Below are 25,714 nucleotides of genomic sequence, written 5' to 3' on the forward strand. Positions count from 1 at the left end.
TGATCCTCGGCTCAAACACGCATGTGCAGAACGGGTCTAAGCGCAATCAGGGTCATGGCGCTTGTCGCCGTCTCGGAAAGTACTTGGAATCACCTTAGCCGCAAATCCCCCATGAGTTTAGTCTTTTTGGGCAATCTCTTGTTTTTTGAATATTTCTGTAGCACGTGGGGGCCTTAGGCCGTTGCCTAAAGGTTGAGCGCCCAAACGGAAGTATGCGCTGAATTAGCCCTCGAAACTCACAGCCAGTGCATCTGGCATAGGGAATTCCTGTAGCGCCCGCGCCCGCGCCTCGACCGACATTTTGCGGGCTGTTTTGGCAACGATCTTTGCCAGATCGTCGCTGCTGCGGGTGGCTGCGAAATCCTGCAGATACCAGCGGATGAAGGTGAAGCAGATGACATCCTCCAGCGCCTGCACTTCGGCGTCTTTCTTGATGCCCTCTTTGCGCAGCAAGACGCCAACACGGGCCTGCGCCTCAGCGTCATATCCGGCATCCGCCATGATCGCCGCCACGCGTTCACCGTGGCGCCGACCCTGCTCCTTGCGCCAGGCGTAATAGCCAGCTTTGCCTTCGGGGTAGTCCTTGCGGGGCAGAAGCCAGCGCTCAATATGTTGACCGCGTGATGCGATCTGCAACACCTCAGAGGCGTCCGGGTAAAGTGCGGTCAGCTCCGCCGTCATGCGTTCCCCATAGAGCAGCGCGGCCGGCTTGCCGTCTTCCAGCGTTGGATCGGCTGCGTTGGCGGCATCAATCGCGGCAAGTGCGGTGCTGAGGTCGGCCATGAGGTAGCTCCCGTCTTTGGTTGGTGGCGTTCCCACCATTGAGCGGGATCGCCCCCGATTTGACAAGGGGCATTTGCGGCTACTTTCAGACCAGCGGATCAGGCCAGCGGAATGGTGAAGCTAAAGCAGCTGCCGTGGCCTTCGCGGCTTTGCAGGGCCATGGTGCCACCGTGCAGTTTCACCAAATTGCGGCTGATCGCCAGCCCAAGACCTGTGCCGCCCTGACGGCGCAGGTTGGACCCTTCGACCTGGTGGAAGCTGTTGAACACATTGTCTTGTTCATGCAGCGGAATACCGCGGCCTGTATCGATGACAGAAAATCGCAACGCCTCCCCGACCACCTCGGTTCGGATGGCAATCTCACCGTGATCGGTAAACTTCAGCGCGTTGCCCACCAGATTGAACAGGATCTGTTTCAGGCGGGTTTCGTCGGCCATCACGGCCACTTCGTCAGCTTCAACCCACAGGTCCAGCCCTTTGGCATCGGCCTGTTGCTGGAACTGATCGACCACATCTTCGATCACCCCGCGCACCGGCAGCGTGCTGGGGGAAACCTGCATTTTACCCTCTTCGATCTTGGCGTAGTCGAGGGTTTCTTGAATGAGGTTCAGCAGATGCTGGCCCGAGGCGTCCATTTTTGCAGCATAACGGGCCACCACATCCAGCAGCGCCTGTTGCCGGGCCTGCAGATCACCCTCAGATGCCTGTGGATCGGCCAAGGTTTCCGTCAGCGCCAAGTTGGCGGGCAGGGCTGCGGGATCTTTGAGAAAAGCGTTGTAGCCCAGGATCACCGTCAGCGGCGTGCGCAGCTCATGGGTCATCACGTTCAGGAACTCGGTCTTGGCGTGATTGGCAGCTTCTGCCGCCAGTTGCGCCTCTTTCAACGCGGTGATGTCGAGACGGAAGGCAACGGTCCAACCGTCTGCGGTGCGCCGTTCCGAGGCGCGCAACCAGGTGCCATCGGCCAACAGCTCATCCTGTTCAAAGTCCGCCGCCTGATGCGCCTGCATCCGGTCCGCGATCCAGGCTTCCTCACGCCCTTCGGCTTGCGGGTAAAGGCCGCTTTTGACGCCGTTGCGCAGCATATCTTCAAACCGCAAGCCGGGGCGCAGCCGGTCACCGGTGCTGCCAAGGCTGCGGCGGAATTGATCGTTGCTCATGACCAGACGGTCATTTGCATCAAACAGCGCGAAACCATCGGAAATTGCGTTGATCGCCTTGACCAGATTGGTCTCGGCCGAGGTTTTACGGCGGCTGATTTCAATGAAATACCCGGCAATCAGCAGCGCCAGAACTGTGCACAGAAGCATCCAGAACCGCAGTTGGCGACGTTCCTCAACATGGCGCGGCCAGCCGCCGGCGGGGCGCACGGCAAGGTCCCATTTGCCCTGCGGCAAGGCCACGTCCAGGCGCACGGCGGCCTGTCCAAACAAGGCGGCATCGCCATGGATCATCCGGGCAGGGCCCATGTCGCCGGCGGGACGGCGCAGCGCGATATCCAGGTGTTTGCCAGCTTGGGGCACACCCGCAGCGCGCAGCATCAGGTTCAGGTCCAGCGTGACAGACATGAGCCCCCAGAACCGGCGCATCTCTGCCCCGTTCATGCCGACAAAAATCGGGGTGCGCAGCACCAGGCCTTGCATGCCATCGCTGAGGGTAACCGGACCATCCAGCACCGTCTGGCCCGAGTGCCGAGCCCGTTCGATGGCCATCATGACGGAGGCATAGTCGCGGTAGTTCAGGCCAATCAGCGCCTCATTCCCTTGGGCGGGATGGATCTGACCGATCACCAGATCAGGCGCTGCCGCGATCATCTGGATCATCGGATCATCGCCGGTAACCTGGGTGGCAATCTCATCAAATTGGGTGGCGCTGAGGTCAGGCATGGAGGTGATGGCAGCGGCCATGCCGCGCATCTGCAGATCGCGCGCCATGACTTCCCCCTGCAGCTTGGCCCGCAGCGTGTTTGCCTGTTCGCCGATCTCTTCGGTCAGCGCTGCCTGAGCGCGGCCGATTGTGTAGCGTTCCAGCACCAGTTCCATCACCGCCATTGAGGCGATCAGGTAGATGTAAATCAGCACATGGGCATTTTCGCCGATCTTGCGCAGCATCCGGCGGGCAGTCGGAAAACTGGGTAGGCGCAGGCTTGGACGGCGGTGAAACAGCCCCAGATCCGCCATCAGTTCAGCCCCCCAAGGGCGCGGCGGAACAGGCGTTTCCACAGCGATCCAAGTGCAGGGCGGGGCCGGATCTGTACGGGCGCAGGATCGCTTGGCTCGGCCGCGGCCAAGGCGCGGTCCAACTGGTCCAACGCAGCCGGACCTGACCGCAGGCCCAGACGCATCTGTGGCGACCCGTTGAGGGCAAGCGGCATAGGCCGCCCGTCATCATATTGCAGCTCCATCGCCTCCAGTCGGTCGCGTATAGGCAGCAGCAGCTCCTCAGCCTCGGGCAGGCTGTGACCATGTGAGACACAGACAAATCCACCGCGACCGGCATGGGCCACGAAGGTTTCGTAATAGGCAAGGCTTTCGGCGATCGCCTCAGCCACATCGGCCATGGTGTAATAGTATTCTTCGCTGGAACAACTGTCATACAACCGCTCCACACTCTGGATCCGATAGGCAAAACAGGCCGAGGCAATCATGCCGCCACGGCCAAGCTGTAGTAGGTAGTTTTCCAGAGCCAGCAGATCTACAACACCTGAGACTTCGGCGATATTGAATGGTGTAGTGAGCGAAAAGGCGGGCATTTGCACACCGTGCGCCTCAGCCGTGGTGACGTCCTGCGGCATGGTCACCGGGGTGCGACGTTCCTGGTGCAGTTTTTGTGCGTGATGCAGGCGGGCGCTTAGTTCTTGCGGGTTAAACGGCTTGGTCACATAGTCCGTGGCCCCGGCTGCAAAGCTTTGATCGATGAAGCCACGGTCCGACATGGCGGTGATCATCAAAACAGGCGACTGACCATGGCCCGGCTGATCCCTGAGCCAGCGACACAGGTCGATGCCGGTCATGCCAGGCATCTGAATATCAAGGAGAAATCCGTCAAAACCTTGCGGTGCCTCGGCGATGAGTTTCATCGCTTCTGCCGCAGATCCTGCCCCGGTCACATCGGGGTATCCAAGCCCCGGAAGCGTCTCAAGCAACAGCTCCAGGATCATCGGGTCATCATCGACCGCCAGTAGTTTCATGTCCCCGTTTCCTTATCCTTCAGTCCCATCCCCACGGGTCTGCCCAGGGTGAAATTGGTTAACGAATGTGGCGAGATTTCGTCGGCAATTGCGGAAAATTCACGGCAGAGTGAGCGCCAAACCCTTGCCGTATAGGGGAATTTTTGTGCTATGCATGGGGAATTGCCAAAAAACACTCGGCTCCGGCGCTGGTTTTGAGACATCCCTGACGGGCAGCTTCTGGGCAAACGAGCAGAAAAAACAGGAGGCAGACCATGTTGATCCTTTCCTTTGTCGTCCAGCTGATGGGCGCCACGATGCTGCTGCTTTACGCGGTGCGGATGGTGCGGACAGGGATCGAACGTGCCTTTGGCCCCTCTTTCCGTCGCGTGGTGACGGCCAACACCAACCCGCTGCGCGCGGCCTCAACCGGGCTTGTGATGGCGATCATCCTGCAAAGTTCGGCCGCGGTGGCACTGCTGGTCGCAGGGTTTGCCGGCACGGGGGCCTTGGGGTTTGCTGCGGGTCTGTCGGTTGTGCTGGGCGCAGATCTAGGATCGGCGCTGCTGATCCAGGTGCTGTCCTTTGAATTGGAATGGCTGGTGCCGGTGCTGCTGGCGCTGGGTGGTGGTTTCTTCATCAAATCAGACCAGCGCCGTTTGAAACAGGCAGGGCGGATCATTCTGGGCATCGCCTTCATCCTGATTTCGCTGCGCTTCCTGCGCGAAACCATGGACCCGATCCGGGACAGTGCCTTCCTGCCATCGATTGCCAGCTTTCTGGCCAATGATTTTGTCACGGCCTTTGTGATAGGCGCATTGCTTGCGTGGTTTATGCATTCGTCGGTCGCGGTGATCCTGATGTGCGTGACCCTTGTTGATATCGGCGCCATCCCGGTGATTGCCGGTGTATCGCTGGTGCTTGGCGCCAACCTTGGTTCGGCGCTGATCCCGATCTGGTTGACCCGCAGCCTGTCGCCCACCGCGCGCCGGGTGCCCTTTGCCAACTTCCTGTTGCGCGGCACCGGTGCGATTTTGATGCTGGTTCTGGTCAATCGCCTGCCAGCGCTGTCCTTCCTGGGCACCGCACAGGCGGCACAGACGCTGATCAACATGCATGTCGCTTTCAACTGTCTGCTGTTGCTGGCCTTGCCCTTCACCCGTTTTCTTGAGCCGCCCTTGCTGCGGTTCCTGCCGGATGTGCCGGATGAAGACGCTGATCGCCCGCCGGAATTTGTCAGCGTATTGGACGACGCGGCGCTCAGCACACCGGCGCTGGCGCTTGCCAACCTGAAACGCGAAGTGCTGCGGATGGAACAGGTGCTGGCCAGCATGGCGGCACCGGTGATGGATCTGATGCTGCGGTATGACAAACAGCGGGCGGGCACGCTGATCGCGCGGGATCGGTTTGTGAATGAGGCGCTGGACGAAATTCGCCGCTACGTCGCTGCCATGCCGCAGGATGAGATGAGCAAGGCCGACCAGAAAGCCGCGCGTGAACTCACGGAATATGCTATCGCGCTGGAAACCGGTGGGGATCTGGTGGCCAAGGTGCTGCTGCCGCTTGCCAAACGTCGCGACGCCGAAGGGATCGTGTTCTCGAAGTCTGGCAAAGAGGAACTGACGCAACTGCATGAACGGCTGATGTCCAACATCGGGCTGGCCTCCAACGTGTTGATCTCAGACGATATTGAGACAGCCCGCCTGCTGCTGGAAGAAAAAAACGAAATGACGCGCGCCGAGCGGTCGAGCCGGAAGAAACATTTGAAACGGCTGGCCTCGGGCAGTCAGAAAAGCTTTGAATCCAGTGATATTCATCTAGAGGTGCTGCGCGCCATTCGGGAGGTGAACAGCCACGTGGCATCGGTCTGCTATCCTATCCTTTACCGTGGCGGTCAGCTGCTGGACACGCGCCTGATCGAGGCGCTGGATGTGGATATGACGGATGAGGACGCGCCTGAAAAACGGGTTAAGGCGGGGGGCTGATCCCCGTTAGACCTGCAGCGCGTTGCGCAGGGTGGCGATGGTCACTGGCTTGGCCAGGAAGGCGTCCATCCCGGCGGCAAGGCATTTGGCCTCTTCGCTTTTCAGGGCATTGGCGGTGATCGCAATGATGTGGCAGCGGTCGCGGTCGCTCTCGGCCTCCAGCTTGCGGATGCTGCGGGCCAGATCGTAACCGTCCATTTCGGGCATATGGCAATCCGTCAGCACCATATCAAACTCACCGCTCTGCCACAGTGCCAGGCCTTTCAGCCCGTCATTGGCAAGGGTTGCGGCGTAGCCCAGCGTCTCCAACTGTTTGGAGATCACCATGGCGTTGATGTCATTGTCTTCGACCACAAGGATGCGTTTTGGGGCGGTTTCTGCGACCTCTGCCAGTTCCATCGGGGGCAATGGCATTTCATGCGGTTGCATCGGCGCCGCAGGCGAAGGCTGCTGATCCAACAGTGGCTCATAGGGCAGGGTCACACGGAACTGGCTGCCGCTATCGCGTTGCATCAGGGTCAGATCCCCGCCCATCAACTGGGCAAGGTTCCGGCTGATTGACAGGCCCAGACCGGTGCCGCCAAACCGGCGGGTGGTACTGTTTTCTGCCTGCGAAAACGGATCAAAGATGCGCGCCGCGGCCTCTTGCGAAATGCCAATGCCGTTGTCGATCACATCGATGGACAATTGTCCTTCGTCGTTCTGATAGGCAAGAACCTCCACCAATCCGGCATGACCTTCGGCGCGGCCTGGGGTGAATTTCACCGCGTTGCTCAGCAGGTTAGACAGGATCTGTCGCAGGCGCCCCTCATCCAGCGACAGCACTGGCGCCAAATCGGCGGTGATGTCCAGGGTGATGGCCAGGCCCTTATCCTCGGCCAGCGGTTGGTAGATTTCTACTAGCTGTTGCAGCGGCGTGGTCAGATTACAGGGGTGCGCTTCAACCTGCAGCATTCGTGCTTCGATTTTGGAGAAATCGAGGATGTCATCGATGATCCGCAGCAATGCATTGGCGGACTGGCTGATGGTTTCTGCCTTGTGAACCAGTTCCGGATCCGCAAGCCGCTGCCGCAGCAACTCCGTCAGACCAATGATGCCATTCATCGGGGTGCGGATTTCGTGGCTCATATTGGCCAGGAATTCGGACTTGGCGATGTTTGCTGCATCCGCCGCCTCACGGGCCGAAATCAGCTTTTGCTCCACCCCTTTCAGACGGTTGATGTTGGTCAGCAACAGCACCTGGTAGCCGTTTTGCAGCTTGCGTTCACTGCCCTGGAACCAGCCGGAGCCGTCGCGATGGAATTCGAACGTACCTTGAGGGTTCTGGTGGCGGTCCACTGTCTGCTCCACCCAAAGCTTCATGTCGCCTTCGACGTCAGTGATCTGTCCAGCGTCGGCCAGAATTTCCAGATGTTTGCGGAAGCTGACGCCCTGGCGGATAGCACGGGGCACCCGGGCGTGCATTTCCTTGAAGGCCGCATTGGTGAAGGAGATGCAATCGTCGGGATCAAACACCGCGATCGGTTCCGCCATCGCGTCAATCACCCGGTAGAGTGTCGTCAGGCGTTCGTGGGTCAATTCTTGCTCGGTGACATCGACACCGGTGCCGCGATAGCCTTGGAAATTGCCTGAAGCATCGAACAAGGGTTTGCCGCTGATCCTCATGATCCGCCGGCGGCCATCCGGAGTCTTGGTGGTGAAGCGGAGCTGTTTGAACACCTGCTGGCTTTGCAGCTGGTGCAAAAGGTCGGCCTGCCGGTCGCGGTGCATCCGTTTGGCGCCAAGAACCCGGCAGTTTTCACCCAGCAGATCCGTGGCGCTGAGGCCAGTGTCCTGGTCCAATGCCAAGCTGCCAGAGACGAAACGGAACACATGGGTACGATCCGTTTCCCAGACCCAATCGGCAGCGGTTTCGGTGAAATCACGAAAGCGCGCTTCGCTATGGCGCAGCTGAGCGGCCAGTTCGCGGCTTTTGTCCTGCTCCAGCAGGTTGATCCGCGCAGCCATCATCGCTGCGATGGTTTCCAGCTGTTCCTGATGCCAAGGGGTATAGTGGTTTGGGCGCGCGTCCTCGGAATCGATCACACCGACCACCCGGTCTCCGATTTTGATCGGAACGCAAATCTCAGACCGGGCCGGTATCACGTCGGGGATATAGCGCTTATCCTCCAAGAGGTCATTGACCACCTGCGCGTCACCGGTCTGGGCTACCGTACCAGTAATGCCACGGCCGAAGGGGATGATCAGCGGGTTAATGATTTCACAGAGTTGCGGGTTTTTGACGTCCCCCAGCGCCGCCATTTGGCGTAGCGTTTTGCCATCCGCTTGAGTGTAATAGACCACGCAATCCGCAAACCCCAACTGGGCGACCACTTCGCGCGCCACATACCAGGCCAATTCTGCCTTGGAGGGGATTTTCATCAGATCGATCGCAAAGGCGTTGAGGACTCTTAACGCCTGATGATCGCTGTCATGAGAGGAACGGCGTGCACCAGCAGAGCGGGGTGGCGATTGCCATCCCGTCTTTACCGTCCCCTCCCGCAGCTTTGCGGCCTGAGCGTCATCTCTGGCAAACGGCTTTGACAGCGCGAACCTCTTGATCTTCTCGTTAAACTCTGACGCGATGTGCGCAGATTTCAATCTGCTCTGAGGATAAGGGATTTGTCCGCGTTGTTAAGGGCGTACCGCGTCAATTACACGTCGTAATGGCAAGTTTTGGGTTAAAGTTTCGGCAGTTTCCACTCTCCTTTGGATAGTTTTGGAAAGCTTCGGCCATGTGGGGCAATTCACGACAGATTTCGCGCAAAACTGATTCGCGTCCATCGCTTTGGTGAGATGCGGAAACTACGGTAGGAAAAGTGGGGCTTTCCTGACCTTTGATCCGGTTGGGTCCGGCAGGGCGTGGCCAGGGGGGCTGCCTCCTAAACCGCCACGCTGTGGGGGACCGTCGGGCAGCTCGCGGGGCGCATGGCAGGCGGTCGCTTTGCCGGGACATGCAAAACGAAAACCACGCGATATGCGTGGCGACTAGCGAAAACATATTTTTCGAGAGGGAATTTGGTGGAGCCTAGCGGGATCGAACCGCTGACCTCCTGCATGCCATGCAGGCGCTCTCCCAGCTGAGCTAAGGCCCCAATTTCCCAAGCCTTAGAGGCTTGTGTGGCAGGCTGTGTTAGCCTGTGCGCCGCTATCTAGAGGCTCCTGCGGGTGGGCGCAAGCGGAAAATTCCACCCGCAGGATATTTTTTATTCGTCGTCTTCTGCGGGAACGTCAGCCAGTTCATCCAGCGAAACGTTATCATCATCGTCGTCGTCCAGCAGGTCATCATCCAGCTCAACGTCAACGTTGTCATCTTCCAGCAGATCGCCATCCGAATCCGAATCGGACGCGGTTGCTTTCTTCGCCGAAGCATCCTCTGCGTCGGCAGAGATCATGCGGCTCTTGGTGGCTTCGGTCTCAACGATGTCGCCAGTGTAGGGGCTGACGATCGGGTCTTTGTTCAGGTCGTAGAAGCGCTTGCCGGTGGTGGGGCAAACGCGCTTTACACCCCATTCTTCTTTGGGCATCAGGGATCCCTCTCAATTCACATGGTCTTGTCGACAATCAGGGCCACCTGCCATAACAGGCTTTGCGTGTCAAAGGCTTTAAAGGATAGGCACCCGATGCCCAAGCAGAAAGGCGACAATGCACCTCATGTTCTGGCCGGTGATCCCCCGGTCGAAGTGCATCTGCGACGTTCGGCGCAGGCGCGCCGACTGTCGCTGCGTGTCTCTGGTCTGGATGCCAAGGTGACCCTGACCCTGCCCAACGGGGTGGCTGAGCGTCAGGGGCTGGCCTTCGCCGCGGAGAAGGCAGAGTGGCTGCGCCGCCAGATCGCCAGCCGGCCTGAGGTTGTTGATGTCGGCATTGGCTGTGAACTGCCCATTTACGGTCTGCCGCATCAGGTACTGGCCGGGCAGGGGCGGCGTATTGTGGTGCGCGATCAGCAGATCCTGGTGCCCGGCAATCCTGAGACCGCCGGGCGCAGATTGGCCGCCTTTCTCAAAGCCTTGGCCCGGGAACAGCTGGCTGCGGCCTCGGATCGTTATGCGGCAGATCTGAAACGTCCCTATAGCCGGATCTCCCTGCGGGACACCCGGTCGCGCTGGGGGTCGTGTTCCTCGGCTGGGGTGCTGATGTATTCTTGGCGGCTGGTGATGGCGCCGATGGAGGTGCTGGAATATGTTGCCGCCCATGAGGTTGCGCATCTGCGGCATATGGATCACTCCGCCGCCTTCTGGCGTCAGGTTGAGGAGCTTTATGGCGACTACAGCGCAGCCCGGGGCTGGCTGCGCGAAAACGGTTCTGAGCTGCATCGCTATCGCTTTGGCAATTGAGCGCAGAAAGCCAATTGACCCTGTGTCGATTTGTGATCACATAGTCCCATGCTGATCAATCCACGCCCCGAAGCCTCACCCTCTTCTGCCCATGATCGTGTCTATCGCGGTCTGCGGACCCGAATCATGCATGGGGAGATCGGACCGGGGCAGGCGCTGACCCTGCGCGGGATCGGTAAAGAGTTCGAAGTCTCGATGACACCGGCGCGTGAGGCGGTGCGCCGTCTGGTGGCTGAGGGCGCGCTGACGCTTTCGACCTCGGGGCGGGTGGCGACGCCCGAGTTGAGCAATGAGCGGATCGAAGAACTGGCGGCGCTGCGCAGCCTGATTGAGGTTGAGCTGGCCAGCCGTGCGATGCCGCGGGCGCATATGGCGCTGATCGAACGTCTGCAGACCATCAACGGTGCTATCTCCGAAGCGGTCGCGCACAAAGATGCCGTGGCCTACATCCGCACCAACCTTGAATTTCATCGCACGCTCTATCTGCGGGCGCAGGCCCCGGCGATGCTGGCCATGGCGGAAACCGTCTGGTTGCAGCTGGGACCAACCATGCGCGCCCTTTATGGTCGGCTGCGCCGCACAGAGCCGCCGCATTTCCATCGCCTGATCATCGCGGCCCTGCGGGCAGGGGATGAACCGGGGTTGCGGCTGGCGGTGCGCTCTGACGTGACGCAGGGCCTCAAGATGCTGGCCAGCTGAGGTAAGGCTGGTTGGGGGGCAGGATCAAATGGGATGTTTTCGCTACCATCTGCCCGAGGCCCCAAAAACCGAGTCTTTTCCGTCACGAAACCGTGGGGGCATTGCCCCGCTCCCTTGTCCGAAAGGGGCTGCGTCTCTAAATGGGCGATATGATGATTAAGCTGCCGTTTAAATCGAAACGCCCACGGGTCGCTGTGGTGCGGATGCAGGGTATGATCGCATCAGGTGATCGTGCCCCCCTCAATGATGCCGCCTTGGCACCACTAATTGAGCGCGCGTTCCGCAAAGGGAAACCGCAGGCGGTGGCCCTGGTGATCAATTCGCCCGGCGGCTCCCCTGTGCAATCTTCGCTGATTGCCGCGCGGGTGCGACGGCTGGCAGCGGAAAAGAAGATCCCGGTACACGCATTCGTCGAAGATGTGGCGGCCTCGGGGGGCTATTGGCTGGCCGCGGCCGCTGATGACATCTATGCCGATCCGGCCTCAATCATTGGCTCAATCGGGGTGATTTCCTCCAGCTTTGGCGCACATGAGTTGCTTAACCGGCACGGCGTTGAACGCAGGGTCTACACCTCAGTCAAATCGAAATCGATGCTGGATCCCTTCCTGCCGGAAAAGGAAGAAGATGTTGCGCGTCTGAAAGAGATCCTGGGCGACATGCATCAGGTGTTTGAGGGCTACGTCAAGGAGCGCCGTGGCACCAAATTGGCGGAAGATCCTGACCTGTTCACCGGACGTATCTGGATGGCTGAGAAAGCGCAGGCGCTGGGGCTGATTGATGGCGTTGGCCATGTGACGCCGAAGCTGAAAGAGATCTACGGCGACAAGGTGCGCTTCCTGACCTATGGGCGCAAACGTGGGGTCCTGTCGCGCTTTGGCATGTCGCTGGCGCAGGACGCCACCAGCCTGCTGGAAGAACGCGCCGCATATGCGCGGTTTGGGCTTTGATATGCTGTTTAAGATCATCACCTTCTTTTTGATCGGCATGGCAGTTCTGGCGATGTTCGGCAAAGTGAAAATTCCCGGCCAGAAACGGCTGGCCTCGGCCCGCTGTTCCCGCTGTGGCCGGTTCAAGATCGGCAAGGGCCCGTGCCCCTGCACCAAAGGAGTGCGCTAAGACATGATGGAATGGCTTTACGCAGCCCTTGGGCTGGTGATCTTGCTGTTGGCGGGGGACGCACTGGTGAAAGGCGCGGTGAATTTGTCACTGCGCATCGGCATCCCGGCCCTGATTGTCAGCCTGACGGTGGTGGCCTTTGGCACCTCAGCGCCTGAATTGCTGATCTCAATCACCGCCGCGCTGGAGGACAAGCCGGGGATCACGCTGGGCAACGTCATCGGGTCCAACACCGCCAATGTGTTGCTGGTGCTGGGGGTGCCGGCGCTGATCGCGACGATGCACTCCGCCCATTGCAACACCAAGATGAGCTATCTGCAGATGGTGTTCGGCAGCCTTTTGTTCATCGGACTTTGTTTCTTCGGCACGTTTACCTTTGTCAGCGGTGTGGTGTTGCTGGCGGCACTTGCGGCGACGCTGACCTGGGCCTTCTTTCAGGCCAAGGCGCACCGCGCCATGGGCGAAGATGATGATCTGGAAGAACCAGAAGGCGCGGATCCTGAAATGCGCTGGTGGAAAATCATCACTTACCTTGTGTTGGGTCTGATCGGCCTGCCACTGGGCGCAGACCTGTTGTTGGACAGCGCCGTGACCATCGCACGCATGTTTGGTATCACGGAAACCGTGATCGGTCTGACCTTGGTGGCCATCGGCACCTCACTGCCAGAACTGGCGACGACCGTGATGGCAGCGATCCGCAGGCAGGCTGACGTGGCGCTGGGCAATGTCATTGGCTCAAACATGTTCAACCTGCTGGCAGTGATAGGCGTCACCGCAGTGGTCAGTCCCATTCCGGTTGATCCTGACCTGTTGGAGTTTGACGTTTGGGTCATGCTGGGCGCAACCCTGCTGCTGGTGCCGTTTGTGTTCCTGCGTGCCAATATCACCCGGATCTGGGGCGTGGTGCTGACAGGGCTTTACGTCACCTATATCTTCACGGTTCTGCACTGATTTATAACGGGAGGGGCCCATGGCAGTTGCATTGGTGACCGGCGCGGGCAAGCGTCTGGGGCGCGCGATGGCGCTTTATCTGGCACGTCGTGGCCACGATCTTGCCGTGCATTATGCCAATTCCGCCACTGAGGCGTCAGAGGTTGTGGCCGAGGTCCGCGCGATGGGGCGGCAGGCTGAGGCCTTTCAGGCCGATCTGTTGGATGAGCCGGCGACCGAAGGGTTGTTCCCGCGCGTGGCGGCCGCCTTTGACACGCCCGTTACCTGTCTGGTGAACAATGCCTCCGTGTTTGAATATGACCGGCTGGAAACGGCCACCCGCGCCAGCTGGGATCGGCATTTCAACTCAAACCTTCGGGCGCCCTTTGTGCTGACCCAAGCGATGGCCGCCCAAGTGCCTGAGGCGACGCGGGACGAAAACGGTGAATTGATGCCGCAGGGTCTGGTGGTGAACATGGTGGATCAGCGCGTGCGCAAGCTGACGCCAGAGTTCATGACCTACACTTTGGCCAAGATGGGGCTGTGGACCTTTACCCAGACCGCAGCCTTGGGGTTGGCCCCACATGTTCGGGTCAATGCGATCGGCCCCGGCACCACCTTAATTGGTGCGCGGCAAACTCAGGACCACTTTGATGCGCAACGCCAGCGGTCTATTCTGCAGCGTGGGGCCAATGTCAGCGATATCACTGCTGCGCTTGGATTTTTCCTCGATTCGCCGGCTGTGACGGGGCAGTTGATCTGTGCCGATGGTGGTCAGCATCTGGCCTGGCAGACCCCGGATATCATCAATAAGCGCGGCTAGAAGGTGAGTCCGTGCCAAAGTTTTGCACGTGGGCCAGTTTTGTTACGAAGTTGTTACCAAATATTTAACAATTTCAACTACTTGGTAATTTTAAAGAAAAGTATTATTTAATTTCAAATAGTTATAATGTCGCCTAATTTTTAGGCAAATCAACAAAATCACCCAAAAATAACGAAAAAGCGCGGTTCCCCAAAAGATATCTTCAGAGTTATCCACATAAACCGTGGAAAGCTTTCCTCTTGCCCCATCGCTCCAAAGATTGCAGCCGGGCAGAGGGAATCATATCTCTGGTCTATGACCGATTCCTCTGCCGATTCTCTGACCGGCCACGCCCTGATCCAAGACTATCTCAAGACGCTGGACGCTTCGCCCGGCGTCTACCGCATGCTGGATGCGCAGGCGCGGGTTCTCTACGTTGGCAAAGCGCGAAATCTGCGGGCGCGGGTGTCAAACTACGCCCGACCGGCGGGACATTCGGGGCGCATTGCCCGGATGATTTCGGAAACTGCCTCGATGATGTTTCTGACAACGCAGACAGAAACTGAGGCGTTGTTGCTGGAACAGAACCTGATCAAGCAGCTGAAGCCGCGCTACAACGTGCTGCTGCGCGACGATAAATCCTTTCCCAACATTCTGGTGACGGCAACACATCAGTTCCCGCAGATCACCAAGCATCGTGGCGCCAAGAAATCGAAGGGCCGCTATTACGGTCCCTTTGCCAGCGCTGGCGCGGTCAACCGAACCCTGAACCAATTGCAGAAGGTGTTCCTGCTGCGGAACTGTTCCGATGCGATGTTTTCCAGCCGCAGCCGGCCCTGTCTGCTCTATCAGATCAAGCGTTGCTCTGGCCCCTGCGTCGGCAAAATCTCGGCTGAGGATTACGCCGCCTCTGTCAAAGATGCCGAACAGTTCCTGTCAGGCCGGTCCACCGAAATTCAGGAAACACTGGCGGCACAGATGATGGAAGCCAGCGAAGCGATGGAGTTTGAGCGCGCCGCCGCCCTGCGGGACCGGATCCGGGCGCTGACGCAGGTGCAGACGGTGCAGGGGATCAACCCGCGCACCGTGCAAGAGGCCGATATCGTCGCGTTGCATATGGAAAACGGACAGGCCTGTGTGCAGGTCTTCTTTATCCGGGCGGGACAGAACTGGGGTAACCGTGATTTCTATCCGCGCGTTGGCGTGGATATTGAGGCGCCCGAGGTTTTGGAAGCCTTCCTAGGCCAGTTCTACGACAGCAAGGAACCGCCGCGGCAGTTGATCCTGTCGCACCCGATTGATGATCCGGATCTGATGGCCGAAGCCCTTGGGCAGAAGCTGGGGCGCAAGGTGGAAATTCTGGTCCCCCAGCGCGGTGAAAAGGCTGAGCTGGTCGACGGGGCGCTTCGCAATGCACGCGAAAGTCTGGCACGTAAAATGTCCGAAAGCGCCACCCAGACCAAACTGCTGAACGGTCTGGCGGAGGCCTTTGGCCTCGACGCGGCACCGGGGCGGATCGAGGTTTACGACAACTCGCACATCCAAGGCACCAATGCGGTGGGGGGGATGATTGTCGCGGGGCCCGAAGGCTTCATGAAAAACCAATACCGCAAATTCAACATCAAGGGGGATGATCTGACCCCCGGTGATGACTTCGGTATGATGAAAGAGGTGCTGACGCGCCGGTTCAAACGCCTGCTGAAAGAGGACCCGGACCGCGACAAGGGCATGTGGCCCGATCTGCTGTTGATCGATGGTGGCGCCGGTCAGGTGTCTGCGGTGCAGGAGATTATGGAAGAATACGGGGTGGAGGACATTCCGATGGTCGGGGTCGCCAAAGGTGTGGATCGTGATCACGGCAAGGAAGAGTTCCATCGTCCCGGCACCCGGCCCTTTGCGCTGCAACGCAATGATCCGGTGCTGTATTTCATCCAACGCATGCGGGATGAGGCGCATCGGTTTGCCATCGGGACCCATCGCGCAAAACGCGCCAAATCAATCGGAGCCACCCCCTTGGATGAGGTGCCGGGTGTTGGTGCGACGCGCAAAAGGGCGCTCTTGGCGCACTTTGGATCTGCCAAAGCGGTGAGTCGAGCAGCCCTTGCAGATTTGCGCGCGGTTGAGGGGATTTCAGACACTTTGGCGCAGACAATTTATGACTTTTTCCATGAAAAAGGCTGATTTACCCGCCTAGGGTTGTGCCGCAACCCATGGGGAACGCTTGCTTTTGTTTTGCCGGCCCTCAATAGTATTGGGACTGTTCTGCGGCTTCGGGCAAAGGAACAGGCGCCCAGGCCGCTTCGGATGACGAACACCGAAGGGAGGCGATATGTCGGGACAATTCCTGCACTACGCCGCCGTTACGGCGGTGATGAATGTGGCGATCTGGGGGCCGGCTGCATGGGCTGGCCCACAGGATGTGGTACACCTCAGCGGTGACGTGACCGCTGGCACGCAGAGCGTGAGTATCGCAGATCTCGAAGCGATTGGTCTGGCCGAGGTTGAGACCTTTAATCCGCATGAAGCAAACGCCGATCAGTATGCAGGCGTTTGGCTAACTGACCTGATCGAAACTTTCGGCACTGGTCAGACGCAAAGTGTCACGCTCACTGCTATTGACCACTATCAGGCGCAGTTTTCACGTCAGGAATGGCAGGAAATGGAGGTTCTTCTTGCCACACGCGCAAATGGCAAGTTTCTTGAATTTGAAACAAGGGGACCAATGCGTGTGGTCATCGCGGACTATGACGAAACAAAACGATTACATCAGGAAACAGTGGCTAAATGGGTGTGGATGATCACCGAAATCGAATTCCAAGACTGATCGGGCTTTCTGCCCCCCGGGTGATTATTCTTGTTCTCCTAGGCGCCTTGGTGGTTGCAGCGCTTTTTGGGTTTGCGCTGCGTTCTGAAAACCAGGCCCGCAGAACCGCCGAAGACACGATCAGCGCTGTTGAATCGGCGCGCTACTCTTTCAAGGTGTCTCAGCTGACCCATCGCAGCATGCGTGCCTATGATCAGGCGCAGCTCACGGCGGATCCCGCCAAGTTGACAATGGCCAACCATCTGATCCGCGCTGCACTTGGCTTCACCGCCTCGCCCTTTGCGCACAATCAGGAACTGGTGGATGACATGGTGCGTGATCTCAATGAGATTGAGGCCATCATGCGGGCGGGTGGCCTGGACGCTTCCGTGGACCAGTTGGCGCGGTTGGATCAACTTCTGGCGCTGATTGACCGCAGCACCATCAAATACGAACAGGTGACGCAGAACCGGTTCCAGTTGCAACTGCACCTGATGGAGACGGTGGAACACCGCAAAGGTGTGATGATACGGGTGGCGTCGGTTTCGATCCTGGCTGCCCTTGTGATCTGCGCGGTGATTCTGGTTTTCATGCGGGCGGAGCAAATTCAGGCGAACCGGCGGATTGAGGCGGAAACCGCCAGCCAGGCCAAATCGGCCTTCCTCGCCAACATGAGCCATGAAATTCGCACCCCGATGAATGGGATCGTGGGCCTGTTGGAATTGCTGAAGCAGTCACCGATGACGGACGCTCAGCGCCAGATGATCGAAAACATCAACGACTCCGCGTTTTTCCTGCTGCGCATCATCGATGACATTCTGGATGCGGCTAAAATTGATGCCGGCAAAATGCAGCTGGAGGAACAGCCGTTTAACCTGTTGGAGGCGGTGGAGCGTGCAGCGGAATCTCTGGCGGTGGAGGCACGCAGCAACAATGTGCGTTTTCAGGTTTATGTTGATCCTGAGGTGCCGGATTGCGTTTCAGGCGATGCCTTGCGGTTACGCCAGATCTTGCTGAACCTGCTGAGCAACGCCATCAAATTCAGCCGGTCCGAGGATGGCAAACTGGGCCACGTGCAGCTCTGGGTCTCGGTCGCACGGGATCCTGATCGCCTGCAGTTCCGGGTCATCGACAAGGGCATCGGCATGGAGCCTGAGGTGATTGAGCGGATCTTTCACCCCTTCAATCAGGGCGAAGAATCCACAACCCGCAAGTTTGGCGGCACCGGTCTGGGGTTGGTGATCACCCGCAATCTGGTGGAGCTGATGGGCGGTGTGCTTGAGGTGGAAAGCACACCCAACGATGGCTCAACCTTCACCGTCACCATCCCAAATCTACCCGCCATCTGTGAGGAGACCTTGCCGGATGTAGAGGGGGTTCACGTCATCTTGCGGATGGATCACCTTAATTTCTCCGCCCGGATGGGGCAAAGCCTTGAGCGCCGCGGCGCCGTTGTTCATATCGCGGAAAATCGCAGCGACATGGCTGCCCAGATCAAACAGGCCGGGGGCGAGGCCGTTTTAGTTCTGGGGCTGGGCAGCTTTGAAGAAAATGCCGAGGAAATGGATGTGCTGCTGCAGGAGCATGCGGATCTGAAAATCATGGTGATGGACCCCGCGCGTGGCAATCCAAAGGGGCTGACCGCCCCGGGGCTATACGTGTCCTACCGTTATCCGATGCATCACAGCGATCTGGTGCGCGGCATCGCGATGCTCAGCGGCCGTTGGAAGGGTCCAAAACCCGTTGTACAGGCGCGCCCCGAAGTCTTGGTCCCCGGTGAGCCACCAATGTTGCTGCCACCGCTGCAGATTGAGACGGTTGGCAAAGGAAGCGAGGGGAGGGATGCAGGCCGTGCGGCCCATGTTCTGGTGATTGAGGACAATCCGCTGAACCTTTCGGTGCTGACGCGCCAGTTGACGGTTCTGGGCGTGAGCTATCAAACCGCCACAAACGGGCAGGAAGGGCTGGAGCATTGGCGAAAAGGCCAGTTTGACGCCATTCTTACCGATTGCCAGATGCCGGTGATGGACGGGCTCGACATGACGCGCCAGATCCGCAGTGAGGAGGCCCAGAGTGGCAGTGCTGCTATTCCCATCCTTGCCATCTCGGCATCAGCCCTGCCGCAGGAGGCAGAGCGTTCCCTGGCGGCGGGCATGTCGGACTATCTGACCAAGCCGCTGCAGATCGAAACGCTGGCGCAAAGCCTTCAATCCTGGTTGCCCGGTGCGGTGCCTGAGGGACGCGGGGACCTGAAAGGTCCTTCCCTAAGCTGACGCAAGAGGGTCACGTCCGGAACCGTTTTCAAGAAAGGCCGGCGCGCCACTTTCCCCGGCGCACGTCACAGGGTAAGGATTGGGCATGACCTGGACGATCCCTAATATCCTGACCGTTGCGCGCCTGTTGGCCGCGCCCGGTGTCGCCGTGATGTTTCTATACTTCACAAGGCCTTACGCTGACTGGTTTGCCCTCGTGCTGTTTGTCTTGGCGGCGCTCACGGATTGGATTGATGGCTACCTCGCCCGGTCCTGGGGACAGGAAAGCAAGATGGGCGCGATGCTGGATCCGATTGCGGACAAGGCCATGGTGGTGATCGCGCTGATGGTGATCGTGGGCTATTCCTCCATGTCACCCTGGCTGGTGCTGCCGGCCACTGTGATCCTCTTCCGCGAAGTGTTTGTTTCGGGCCTGCGCGAATTCCTTGGCGATACGGCCGGCACGCTGAAAGTGACCAAACTGGCCAAGTGGAAAACCACCGCCCAAATGGTGGCCATTGCCCTGCTGTTTGCCCAAGGTGTGTTTGAGCACTACTTCGGCATGAGTGTGCTGGGAATGAACGATGAGATTGTTGCCCAGATCCTGTCAGGTGAACTGCCGGATGATCTGGGTCTTGCGTGGAAACTCAGCGGAATGGTTTGGGCTGGCAATGCCGGTCTGGTGCTGTTGTGGGTCGCGGCGCTTTTGACCTTCATCACCGGGCTGGATTACTTCAACAAGGCGCGGCCGCATCTGAAGGATAATTAAGATGGATGTGCTTTATTTTGCATGGGTTCGGGAACGGATCGGTATTCCGCGCGAAACGCTGGACTCTAGCGCCACAACAGTTGGTGAACTGGTCGAAGAGCTGAAAGCGCGTGAAGAACGCTATGCCGCCGCCTTTGCTGATCTGTCGGCGCTGCGTGTTGCACTGGATCAGGACCTTAGCGATTTTGACGCCTCGCTTGAGGGCGTGCGCGAAGTGGCCTTTTTCCCGCCGATGACCGGCGGCTAAAGGGGGGCACGATGGACATCCGCGTACAGGAAGCGCCGTTTGATCTGGGCCATGAGGTTGAGGCCTTTACCGATCGCCAGGTCAATATGGGCGCGGTGGTCACCTTCACCGGCATCACCCGCGATCTGCCTGGCGCGGGCATGGACCGGATGGAGATGGAACATTACCCCGGCATGACCGAACGGGCGCTGACCAAAATCGCCGAAGACGCGATGGCGCGCTGGGATCTGGGGGATGTGCTGATCATCCACCGCTACGGCGTGCTGCGCCCACAGGACCGGATCATGATGGTCGGCACCGCCTCGCGCCACCGGGCGCATGCCTTTGAGGCGGCTGAGTTCCTGATGGATTACCTGAAATCCCGCGCCCCCTTCTGGAAGAAAGAGATCACCAAAGACGGGTCTGAGTGGGTTGAGGCCAAAGACGAAGACGAAGCGGCACTGGACCGCTGGTAACGTCTTTCATCGTTCCTAAAATACTCTGGGGTGAAGCCGTTCAAAAACACTTCTTTTGAACGGCGAGGGGCAACGCCCCTGCCGCGGAACGGCGTGTTTGCCTTACCTTGCCTTACCGTTTCGCATCCCAGCTTGCCATCAGCGCCCGCGCAGCCTGCGCCAGCATCACCACATCAATCCCCACGGCCAGGAATTGCGCGCCCCATGCGCGGTAAAGATCTGCTGCCTCATCCGCCAGTGCCAGAATACCCGCCGCCTTGTCTGAGGCCGCGATTTTGCCCAGACCTGCCTCAATTGCCGCGCGCACCTCGGGGTGTTCGGTCTGCCCCAACAGCCCCATGTCGGCGGCCAGATCCGAGGGGCCGATAAACACGCCATCCACACCTTCAACGGCGAGGATTTCATCCAGCGCGTTCATGCCCTTTACAGTTTCGACCTGCACCAGCAGGCAAATCTGCGCGTTGGCTGTTTGAGCGTAATCCGGGATCGCAGCAAACTGTGAGGCCCGCGCCAGTGCAGCGCCTGAGCCACGGATGCCTTCGGGCGGATAACGGCAGGCCCGAACCAACTCGCGCGCCTGTTCCGCGCTTTCAACCATCGGGATCAGCAGGGTCTGCGCCCCGGCATCCAGCATCTGCTTGATCAGCCATTCATTGCCTACCGGCAGGCGCACAACGGCTTCGGAGTGTTTGCCCTCCAGAACTTGCAGCTGCGCAGTGATTGAATTCAGGTCATTGGGCGCGTGTTCGCCGTCAATCACCAGCCAGTCAAAGCCTGCAGTTGCCATCAATTCGGTGGGATAGGGATCGGCAAAACCTGCCCAGCAGCCAATGACCAGCTCACCCTGTTTCAGGCGCTGTTTGAACATGTTGGTCGGGGCGGGCATGGGCAGTCTCCTCGGGTCTGCGGGTGTACGTGGCGCAGACAGGACCACCTTGCGGAGGGCGGGTCAAGCCGGGAAAACCGGCTTGACGGTTTGTTAGGGAAGCGGCCTTAGCCCGCGTCAATTGCGCCCGTTGTGGCGGCGGCTTGCAATGCTTCGCGCAGCGTGTCGTTATCCCCGATGTGATTGGCCAGAATGAGGATCAGCCGTGCGTTCAATGCATCGCTCTGCGCTTTGCTGAGGCCGTCATGTGCGGCCAGCAGATCGGCGTAGAAATTATCGGCATTGCCCAGATTGGCACTGAGGTTCAATGGCATCTTACTGCTCCTTCCCAATGGCGCGGCGCAGCGCGGCGCGTAGGGCGGTTTCGCTATAGCCATCCCAGCGGGCGGCCACATGTTGGTCAGGGCGGATCAGATACACCGCCGATTCTGCCAGCCCAAGGTAACGGGCCGCCAGATCACTGCCCGGCGGGGCGGCGATGGAGATCACGTCCAGATCCAGCCCGGCCTCTGACAGTGGTGCAGCCACACAGTTCAGGGCCAGAATGGTGAAGCGATCCCCCAGCTGATCCAGCAGGTATCCCGAACCCGTGCCCAGATCCGCGTCCGGGCAGGGGCTGCCGGGGCGCGCCCGCGCCGGCGCTTCGGGCAGGGTATCGGTGCTGTTCAGCGGCGAATAGTCATAGGTGCAAGGCAGCGACAGCCGGCCCGAGTTGACCAGAGGCCGCGCAAAGGCGTGGTGCTCTGACAGATCCAGCACCGCATCACGGAAAATCCGGCTGATGTCCGACTTGGGCGTGATGAAATCGGTTGAGCGTGAGGAGTTCAGGATGTTTTCATCCGCACCCACCACTCGTTCATAGTCATAGCTGTCCAGCAGGTCCTCATCCGCCACGCCGTCGATCACCAGTTTCAGCTTCCAACACAGGTTGTCGGTGTCTTGTACGCCTGAATTTGCACCACGCGCCCCAAAGGGGCTGACCTGATGCGCTGAGTCACCGGCGAAGAGCACGCGGCCGTGGCGGAACTTCTCCATCCGGCGGCATTGGAAGGTGTAGATCGAGACCCACTCCAACTCGAACTGCACCTCATCGCCCAGCATTGCCTTCAGGCGCGGGATGACGTTTTCGGGCTTTTTCTCTTCTTCCTTGTCGATGTCCCAGCCCAGCTGCAAGTCAATGCGCCAGACGCCATCGGGTTGTTTGTGCAGCAGCGCCGACTGGCCCTTGTTGAAGGGCGGATCGAACCAGAACCAGCGTTCAGTTGGAAACTCGGCGTCCATCACGACGTCCGCGATCAGGAAGTTGTCCTCAAACACCCGTCCAACAAAATCCAGCCCCAGCATCCGCCGCGTGGGCGAGCCCGCGCCATCCGCGGCGATCAGCCAGTCGGCCTCCAACGTGTAGCTGCCCTCAGGCGTTTCTACCTCCAGCGCGACGTGATCGGGATGGGTGCCAATCGCTTCGACCTTGGACTTGCCGCGGATCTCAATCGGTGCGCCCTCAGCCTGCAGGTCGCGGACGCGCTGCACCAGATATTCTTCGAAGTAATACTGCTGCAGATTGATGAAGGCAGGGCGCTTGTGGCCCTCTTCCGGCAAGAGGTTGAAGTCATAGACCTTGCGGTCGCCAAAGAAGACCTTGCCAAGGTTCCACTGCACCCCCTTGTCGACCATCGGCTGGCCACAGCCCAGACGGTCTAGGATTTCCAACGGGCGTTTGGCAAAACAGATCGCGCGGCTGCCAAAGCTGACCTTGTCATTGTCATCCAGAATGACCGCTTCAATCCCCTGTTGGGCCAGATCAATCGCGGCGGCCAGCCCCACGGGGCCTGCGCCAATGATCACCACCTTGCGCCGTACGGGCGCGGCGGCATCCTGATCCTCTGACCGCGCATAGGGGTAGAGGGGCACTTCGAATATCTTGTTCATCTTGGTCTCCTCCCGAGATGGTGCCTGTTCCGTGAGGCACAAAACACTGGTCTGCCGACCTCAACAGGTCGTCAGCGCACTGGAAACGTCGTATGTTTTGCGGTTGGGCGGCACGATCTGGATCAAACCGCCCGACACCCGCTTAACCCTGCAAAGCCTCCCACATTTCCAGATCGCGTTGAGCGGTCCAGATGCGGGGATGTGTGATGCCGCGGGCCTCGTCATAGGCGCGGGCGACGTTGAAGGGCAGGCAATGCTCATAGATCGCATAGTCCGAAAACTTCGGATCGCATTCGGCACGCACGGCGTCCCAGGCCTCTTTCAGTGTGCCATTGCGCGCGGCCACACGGGCGGCGGGGCGATAGGTGCTTTCGACAAAATCACGGGTGTTTTCGATCGCTGCATTGACCATCTCATGGCCGACCAACGCATCGCCACGGCCTGGTGCAATGGCATCGACGTTATAGGCTTTGATGTTGTCGAGAGTGTTGCCCCAATCTTTGAAATGCCCGTCGCCACAATAACAGGCCGAGTGGTATTCGACGATATCACCGGTGAACATGACGTTCTGATCCGGCACATGGATCACCGCATCCCCCGCCGTATGGGCGCGGCCCAGATGTTTGATATCCACCCGGCGGCTGCCAAGGAACACGGTCATCGAGTCTGAGAAGGTGGTGGTCGGCCAGGTCAGGCCGGGGATGCTCTCATGGCCTTCAAACAGACGGGGGAAGCGCTGAAATTCGCTGTCCCAATCCTCTTGCCCACGTTCGACAACCATCGAGCGCGCGGTGTCGGACATGATGATGTTCTGCACCCCAAAGGCCGAAGCCCCCAAAACCCGTACCGCGTGATAATGCGTTAGCACCACATGGGTGATCGGCTTGTCCGTGACCGAGCGCACACATTCAATGACCTTATTGGCCAGACGCGGGGTCGCCTGAGCCTCCACGATCATGACGCTGTCATCCCCGATGATGACGCCCGAGTTTGGGTCGCCCTCGGCGGTGAAGGCATAAAGCCCTTCGCCCACTTCGGTGAAGCTGATGGTTTTTTCTGCCATGTCGCCTTGCGAGGCAAATGCCTTGGCCATGGGGTGTCCTCCTTGGGGTTTGCTGCCTTTCCTGACGCTTGAAGGTTGCCTCACGGATGCAGTGTGTGAAGCGGCGTCGCAGCGGTTTTCATATGCGGTGCCAGAGGCAAGTTAGGATGCCTCCGGCGGGAGTATTTCGGGAACGCTGAAAGGATCAGCGTTTGTAAGGATCAGCCAGCGCCGGCAGCAGGGTGCCGCTGCAAGTGCCGAAGCCGATCTGGTATCCGTCACCTTTGGCGGCGCCTTTCAGGGTCAGCGTATCGCCGTCCTCGATAAAGCTGCGGGTCAGACCTTGGGCGATCTCCAGCGGCTCCTTGCCGCCCCAGCTAAGCTCAAGGAGCGATCCGCGTTCGTCTTTGGTTGGGCCGGAAATGGTGCCGGAGCCCAGAAGGTCGCCGACATTCATCGCGCAGCCCGAGGTGGTGTGATGAGCAAACTGCTGCGCGGCCGAGTAATACATCCGGCTGTAGTTTGTGCGCGCAATGGTGTGCTCTTGGCCACCCTCAGCCTGCAGGCTGACCGCCAGATCGATGTCATAAAGCATTGGCGTCGGTTCCGCCAAATAGGGCAGCAGATCCTTTTCGCGTTCCGGCGTGGTGGTGCGGAAGGGCTCCAGCGCCGCTTTGGTCACGATCCAGGGGCTGATCGAGGTGGCGGTTGCCTTTGCCTGGAACGGGCCCAGCGGCTGGTATTCCCAGGCCTGAATGTCACGCGCCGACCAGTCGTTCAGCAGCACATAGCCAAAGATCGCATCATCCGCTTCTTGCACTGTGATCGGGCCATCGGTGTTCTTCCCAACAATGGCGCCCATTTCCAACTCGATGTCGAAGCGCGCACAGGGGGCAAAGCGCGGCATCTCATCGTTCGGGCCTTTCAGCTGGCCCCAGGGGCGGCGAATGTCAGTGCCCGAAACCACCACCGAGGAGGCGCGGCCGTTATAGCCGATTGGGATATGCAGCCAGTTTGGCGGCAGCGCGTTTTCAGGGCCACGGAACATGGTGCCGACGTTGAAGGCGTGGTGTTTGCCCGCGTAGAAATCGGTGTATTCGCTGACGAGGAAGGGCATGTGCATCACCGCATCCGCCTGCGCCACCAGCATGGGTTCCACAGCCGCACGTTCGCCGCTGTTTTCTGCCAGCAGTTGGATCAGCCGCGCGCGCAGGGCATCCCAGGCCTCGGGGCCCAGTTCCATCACCTCATTCCAGAACGGCACGTCCAGCACCGGATCTTCGGCCAGTTCCACCAGACCGGCCTCTTCCGCAGCGGCAAGATCCAGGATCATGTCGCCAATGGCCACACCACAGCGCGGCTCTTCCTCACCGGTGGAGAAGACGCCATAGGGCAGGTTGTTCAGGGGGAATTGGCTGTCAGCGCTATTGGCGGAGGCCACCCAGCTTTTCATCAGAGTCATTGCGTTTCC

23 protein-coding genes and 1 tRNA gene are annotated in these 25,714 nt (G+C 59.4%); 13 read left to right on the forward strand and 11 right to left on the reverse strand.

Features of this window, described 5'->3' with window-relative positions:
• Nucleotides 1-222 precede the first annotated feature (222 nt).
• From TL5118_RS03790 to TL5118_RS03800, 3 genes are all read right to left on the reverse strand, one after another.
• The gene (locus TL5118_RS03790) at nucleotides 223-783 is read right to left on the reverse strand and encodes a DUF4202 domain-containing protein (RefSeq protein ID WP_082626452.1); all 561 of its coding nucleotides are present in this window, start codon (nucleotides 781-783) and stop codon (nucleotides 223-225) included.
• A 98-nt stretch (nucleotides 784-881) separates the two neighbouring features.
• Complete coding sequence (locus TL5118_RS03795) at nucleotides 882-2,963, reverse strand: sensor histidine kinase (RefSeq protein ID WP_058245582.1); 2,082 nt, start codon at nucleotides 2,961-2,963, stop codon at nucleotides 882-884.
• Entirely contained in the window at nucleotides 2,963-3,973 is a 1,011-nt protein-coding gene (locus TL5118_RS03800; RefSeq protein WP_058245581.1) for a response regulator, read from the reverse strand. The genes TL5118_RS03795 and TL5118_RS03800 overlap by 1 nt, the downstream gene beginning before the upstream one ends.
• Before the next feature lie 254 nt (nucleotides 3,974-4,227).
• Between TL5118_RS03800 and TL5118_RS03805 the strand changes: the two genes are divergently transcribed.
• On the forward strand, nucleotides 4,228-5,937 hold the full coding sequence (locus tag TL5118_RS03805; RefSeq protein ID WP_058245580.1) for a Na/Pi cotransporter family protein: 1,710 nt from the start codon (nucleotides 4,228-4,230) through the stop codon (nucleotides 5,935-5,937).
• 6 nt (nucleotides 5,938-5,943) lie between these two features.
• On the opposite strand, the gene TL5118_RS03810 is transcribed toward TL5118_RS03805, so the two are convergent.
• From TL5118_RS03810 to TL5118_RS03820, 3 genes are all read right to left on the reverse strand, one after another.
• Entirely contained in the window at nucleotides 5,944-8,358 is a 2,415-nt protein-coding gene (locus TL5118_RS03810; protein WP_058245579.1) for an ATP-binding protein, read from the reverse strand.
• A 637-nt stretch (nucleotides 8,359-8,995) separates the two neighbouring features.
• Nucleotides 8,996-9,071 (reverse strand) — tRNA-Ala (locus TL5118_RS03815).
• 111 nt (nucleotides 9,072-9,182) lie between these two features.
• Nucleotides 9,183-9,503 (reverse strand): TIGR02300 family protein, encoded by a 321-nt coding sequence (locus TL5118_RS03820; RefSeq protein ID WP_058245578.1) that lies wholly within the window; start codon nucleotides 9,501-9,503, stop codon nucleotides 9,183-9,185.
• 96 nt (nucleotides 9,504-9,599) lie between these two features.
• Between TL5118_RS03820 and TL5118_RS03825 the strand changes: the two genes are divergently transcribed.
• From TL5118_RS03825 to TL5118_RS03880, 12 genes are all read left to right on the forward strand, one after another.
• Nucleotides 9,600-10,313: a M48 family metallopeptidase gene (locus TL5118_RS03825; protein ID WP_058245577.1), complete on the forward strand. Its 714-nt coding sequence runs from the start codon at nucleotides 9,600-9,602 to the stop codon at nucleotides 10,311-10,313.
• Between the two features lie 48 nt (nucleotides 10,314-10,361).
• A complete protein-coding gene (locus tag TL5118_RS03830) occupies nucleotides 10,362-11,012 on the forward strand; it encodes a GntR family transcriptional regulator (protein ID WP_058245576.1) in 651 nt (216 codons plus the stop codon).
• A 149-nt stretch (nucleotides 11,013-11,161) separates the two neighbouring features.
• The gene (locus tag TL5118_RS03835) at nucleotides 11,162-11,959 is read left to right on the forward strand and encodes a S49 family peptidase (RefSeq protein WP_058245596.1); all 798 of its coding nucleotides are present in this window, start codon (nucleotides 11,162-11,164) and stop codon (nucleotides 11,957-11,959) included.
• A gap of 1 nt (nucleotide 11,960) precedes the next feature.
• On the forward strand, nucleotides 11,961-12,128 hold the full coding sequence (locus TL5118_RS21305) for a hypothetical protein (RefSeq protein WP_165590013.1): 168 nt from the start codon (nucleotides 11,961-11,963) through the stop codon (nucleotides 12,126-12,128).
• A gap of 3 nt (nucleotides 12,129-12,131) precedes the next feature.
• Nucleotides 12,132-13,079 (forward strand): calcium/sodium antiporter, encoded by a 948-nt coding sequence (locus TL5118_RS03845; protein ID WP_058245574.1) that lies wholly within the window; start codon nucleotides 12,132-12,134, stop codon nucleotides 13,077-13,079.
• Between the two features lie 19 nt (nucleotides 13,080-13,098).
• Nucleotides 13,099-13,881: an SDR family oxidoreductase gene (locus TL5118_RS03850; RefSeq protein ID WP_058245573.1), complete on the forward strand. Its 783-nt coding sequence runs from the start codon at nucleotides 13,099-13,101 to the stop codon at nucleotides 13,879-13,881.
• A 294-nt stretch (nucleotides 13,882-14,175) separates the two neighbouring features.
• A complete protein-coding gene (uvrC, locus tag TL5118_RS03855) occupies nucleotides 14,176-16,041 on the forward strand; it encodes an excinuclease ABC subunit UvrC (protein WP_058245572.1) in 1,866 nt (621 codons plus the stop codon).
• A 148-nt stretch (nucleotides 16,042-16,189) separates the two neighbouring features.
• Entirely contained in the window at nucleotides 16,190-16,684 is a 495-nt protein-coding gene (locus TL5118_RS03860; RefSeq protein ID WP_058245571.1) for a molybdopterin-dependent oxidoreductase, read from the forward strand.
• Between the two features lie 50 nt (nucleotides 16,685-16,734).
• The gene (locus TL5118_RS03865; RefSeq protein WP_058245570.1) at nucleotides 16,735-18,936 is read left to right on the forward strand and encodes an ATP-binding protein; all 2,202 of its coding nucleotides are present in this window, start codon (nucleotides 16,735-16,737) and stop codon (nucleotides 18,934-18,936) included.
• 85 nt (nucleotides 18,937-19,021) lie between these two features.
• Entirely contained in the window at nucleotides 19,022-19,684 is a 663-nt protein-coding gene (gene pgsA, locus TL5118_RS03870; RefSeq protein ID WP_058245569.1) for a CDP-diacylglycerol--glycerol-3-phosphate 3-phosphatidyltransferase, read from the forward strand.
• 1 nt (nucleotide 19,685) lies between these two features.
• Nucleotides 19,686-19,931 (forward strand): molybdopterin converting factor subunit 1, encoded by a 246-nt coding sequence (gene moaD / locus TL5118_RS03875; RefSeq protein WP_058245568.1) that lies wholly within the window; start codon nucleotides 19,686-19,688, stop codon nucleotides 19,929-19,931.
• Nucleotides 19,932-19,942: 11 nt separating this feature from the next.
• Nucleotides 19,943-20,386, forward strand: coding sequence for a molybdenum cofactor biosynthesis protein MoaE (locus tag TL5118_RS03880; RefSeq protein WP_058245567.1), 444 nt, complete (start codon nucleotides 19,943-19,945; stop codon nucleotides 20,384-20,386).
• Nucleotides 20,387-20,498: 112 nt separating this feature from the next.
• Here TL5118_RS03880 and TL5118_RS03885 read toward each other — a convergent pair whose 3' ends face one another.
• The 5 genes from TL5118_RS03885 to fahA form a co-directional block, all read right to left on the reverse strand.
• Nucleotides 20,499-21,272, reverse strand: coding sequence for an HpcH/HpaI aldolase family protein (locus TL5118_RS03885; protein ID WP_058245566.1), 774 nt, complete (start codon nucleotides 21,270-21,272; stop codon nucleotides 20,499-20,501).
• 107 nt (nucleotides 21,273-21,379) lie between these two features.
• Nucleotides 21,380-21,586, reverse strand: coding sequence for a DUF2783 domain-containing protein (locus TL5118_RS03890; protein ID WP_058245565.1), 207 nt, complete (start codon nucleotides 21,584-21,586; stop codon nucleotides 21,380-21,382).
• A 1-nt stretch (nucleotide 21,587) separates the two neighbouring features.
• A complete protein-coding gene (locus TL5118_RS03895) occupies nucleotides 21,588-23,201 on the reverse strand; it encodes an FAD-dependent oxidoreductase (RefSeq protein WP_058245564.1) in 1,614 nt (537 codons plus the stop codon).
• 142 nt (nucleotides 23,202-23,343) lie between these two features.
• Complete coding sequence (locus tag TL5118_RS03900) at nucleotides 23,344-24,294, reverse strand: MBL fold metallo-hydrolase (protein ID WP_058245563.1); 951 nt, start codon at nucleotides 24,292-24,294, stop codon at nucleotides 23,344-23,346.
• Between the two features lie 154 nt (nucleotides 24,295-24,448).
• Complete coding sequence (gene fahA, locus TL5118_RS03905; protein WP_058245562.1) at nucleotides 24,449-25,705, reverse strand: fumarylacetoacetase; 1,257 nt, start codon at nucleotides 25,703-25,705, stop codon at nucleotides 24,449-24,451.
• Nucleotides 25,706-25,714: the final 9 nt, after the last annotated feature.

Origin of the sequence: Thalassovita autumnalis, assembly GCF_001458255.1 — a bacterium.
Taxonomy (GTDB): domain Bacteria; phylum Pseudomonadota; class Alphaproteobacteria; order Rhodobacterales; family Rhodobacteraceae; genus Thalassobius; species Thalassobius autumnalis.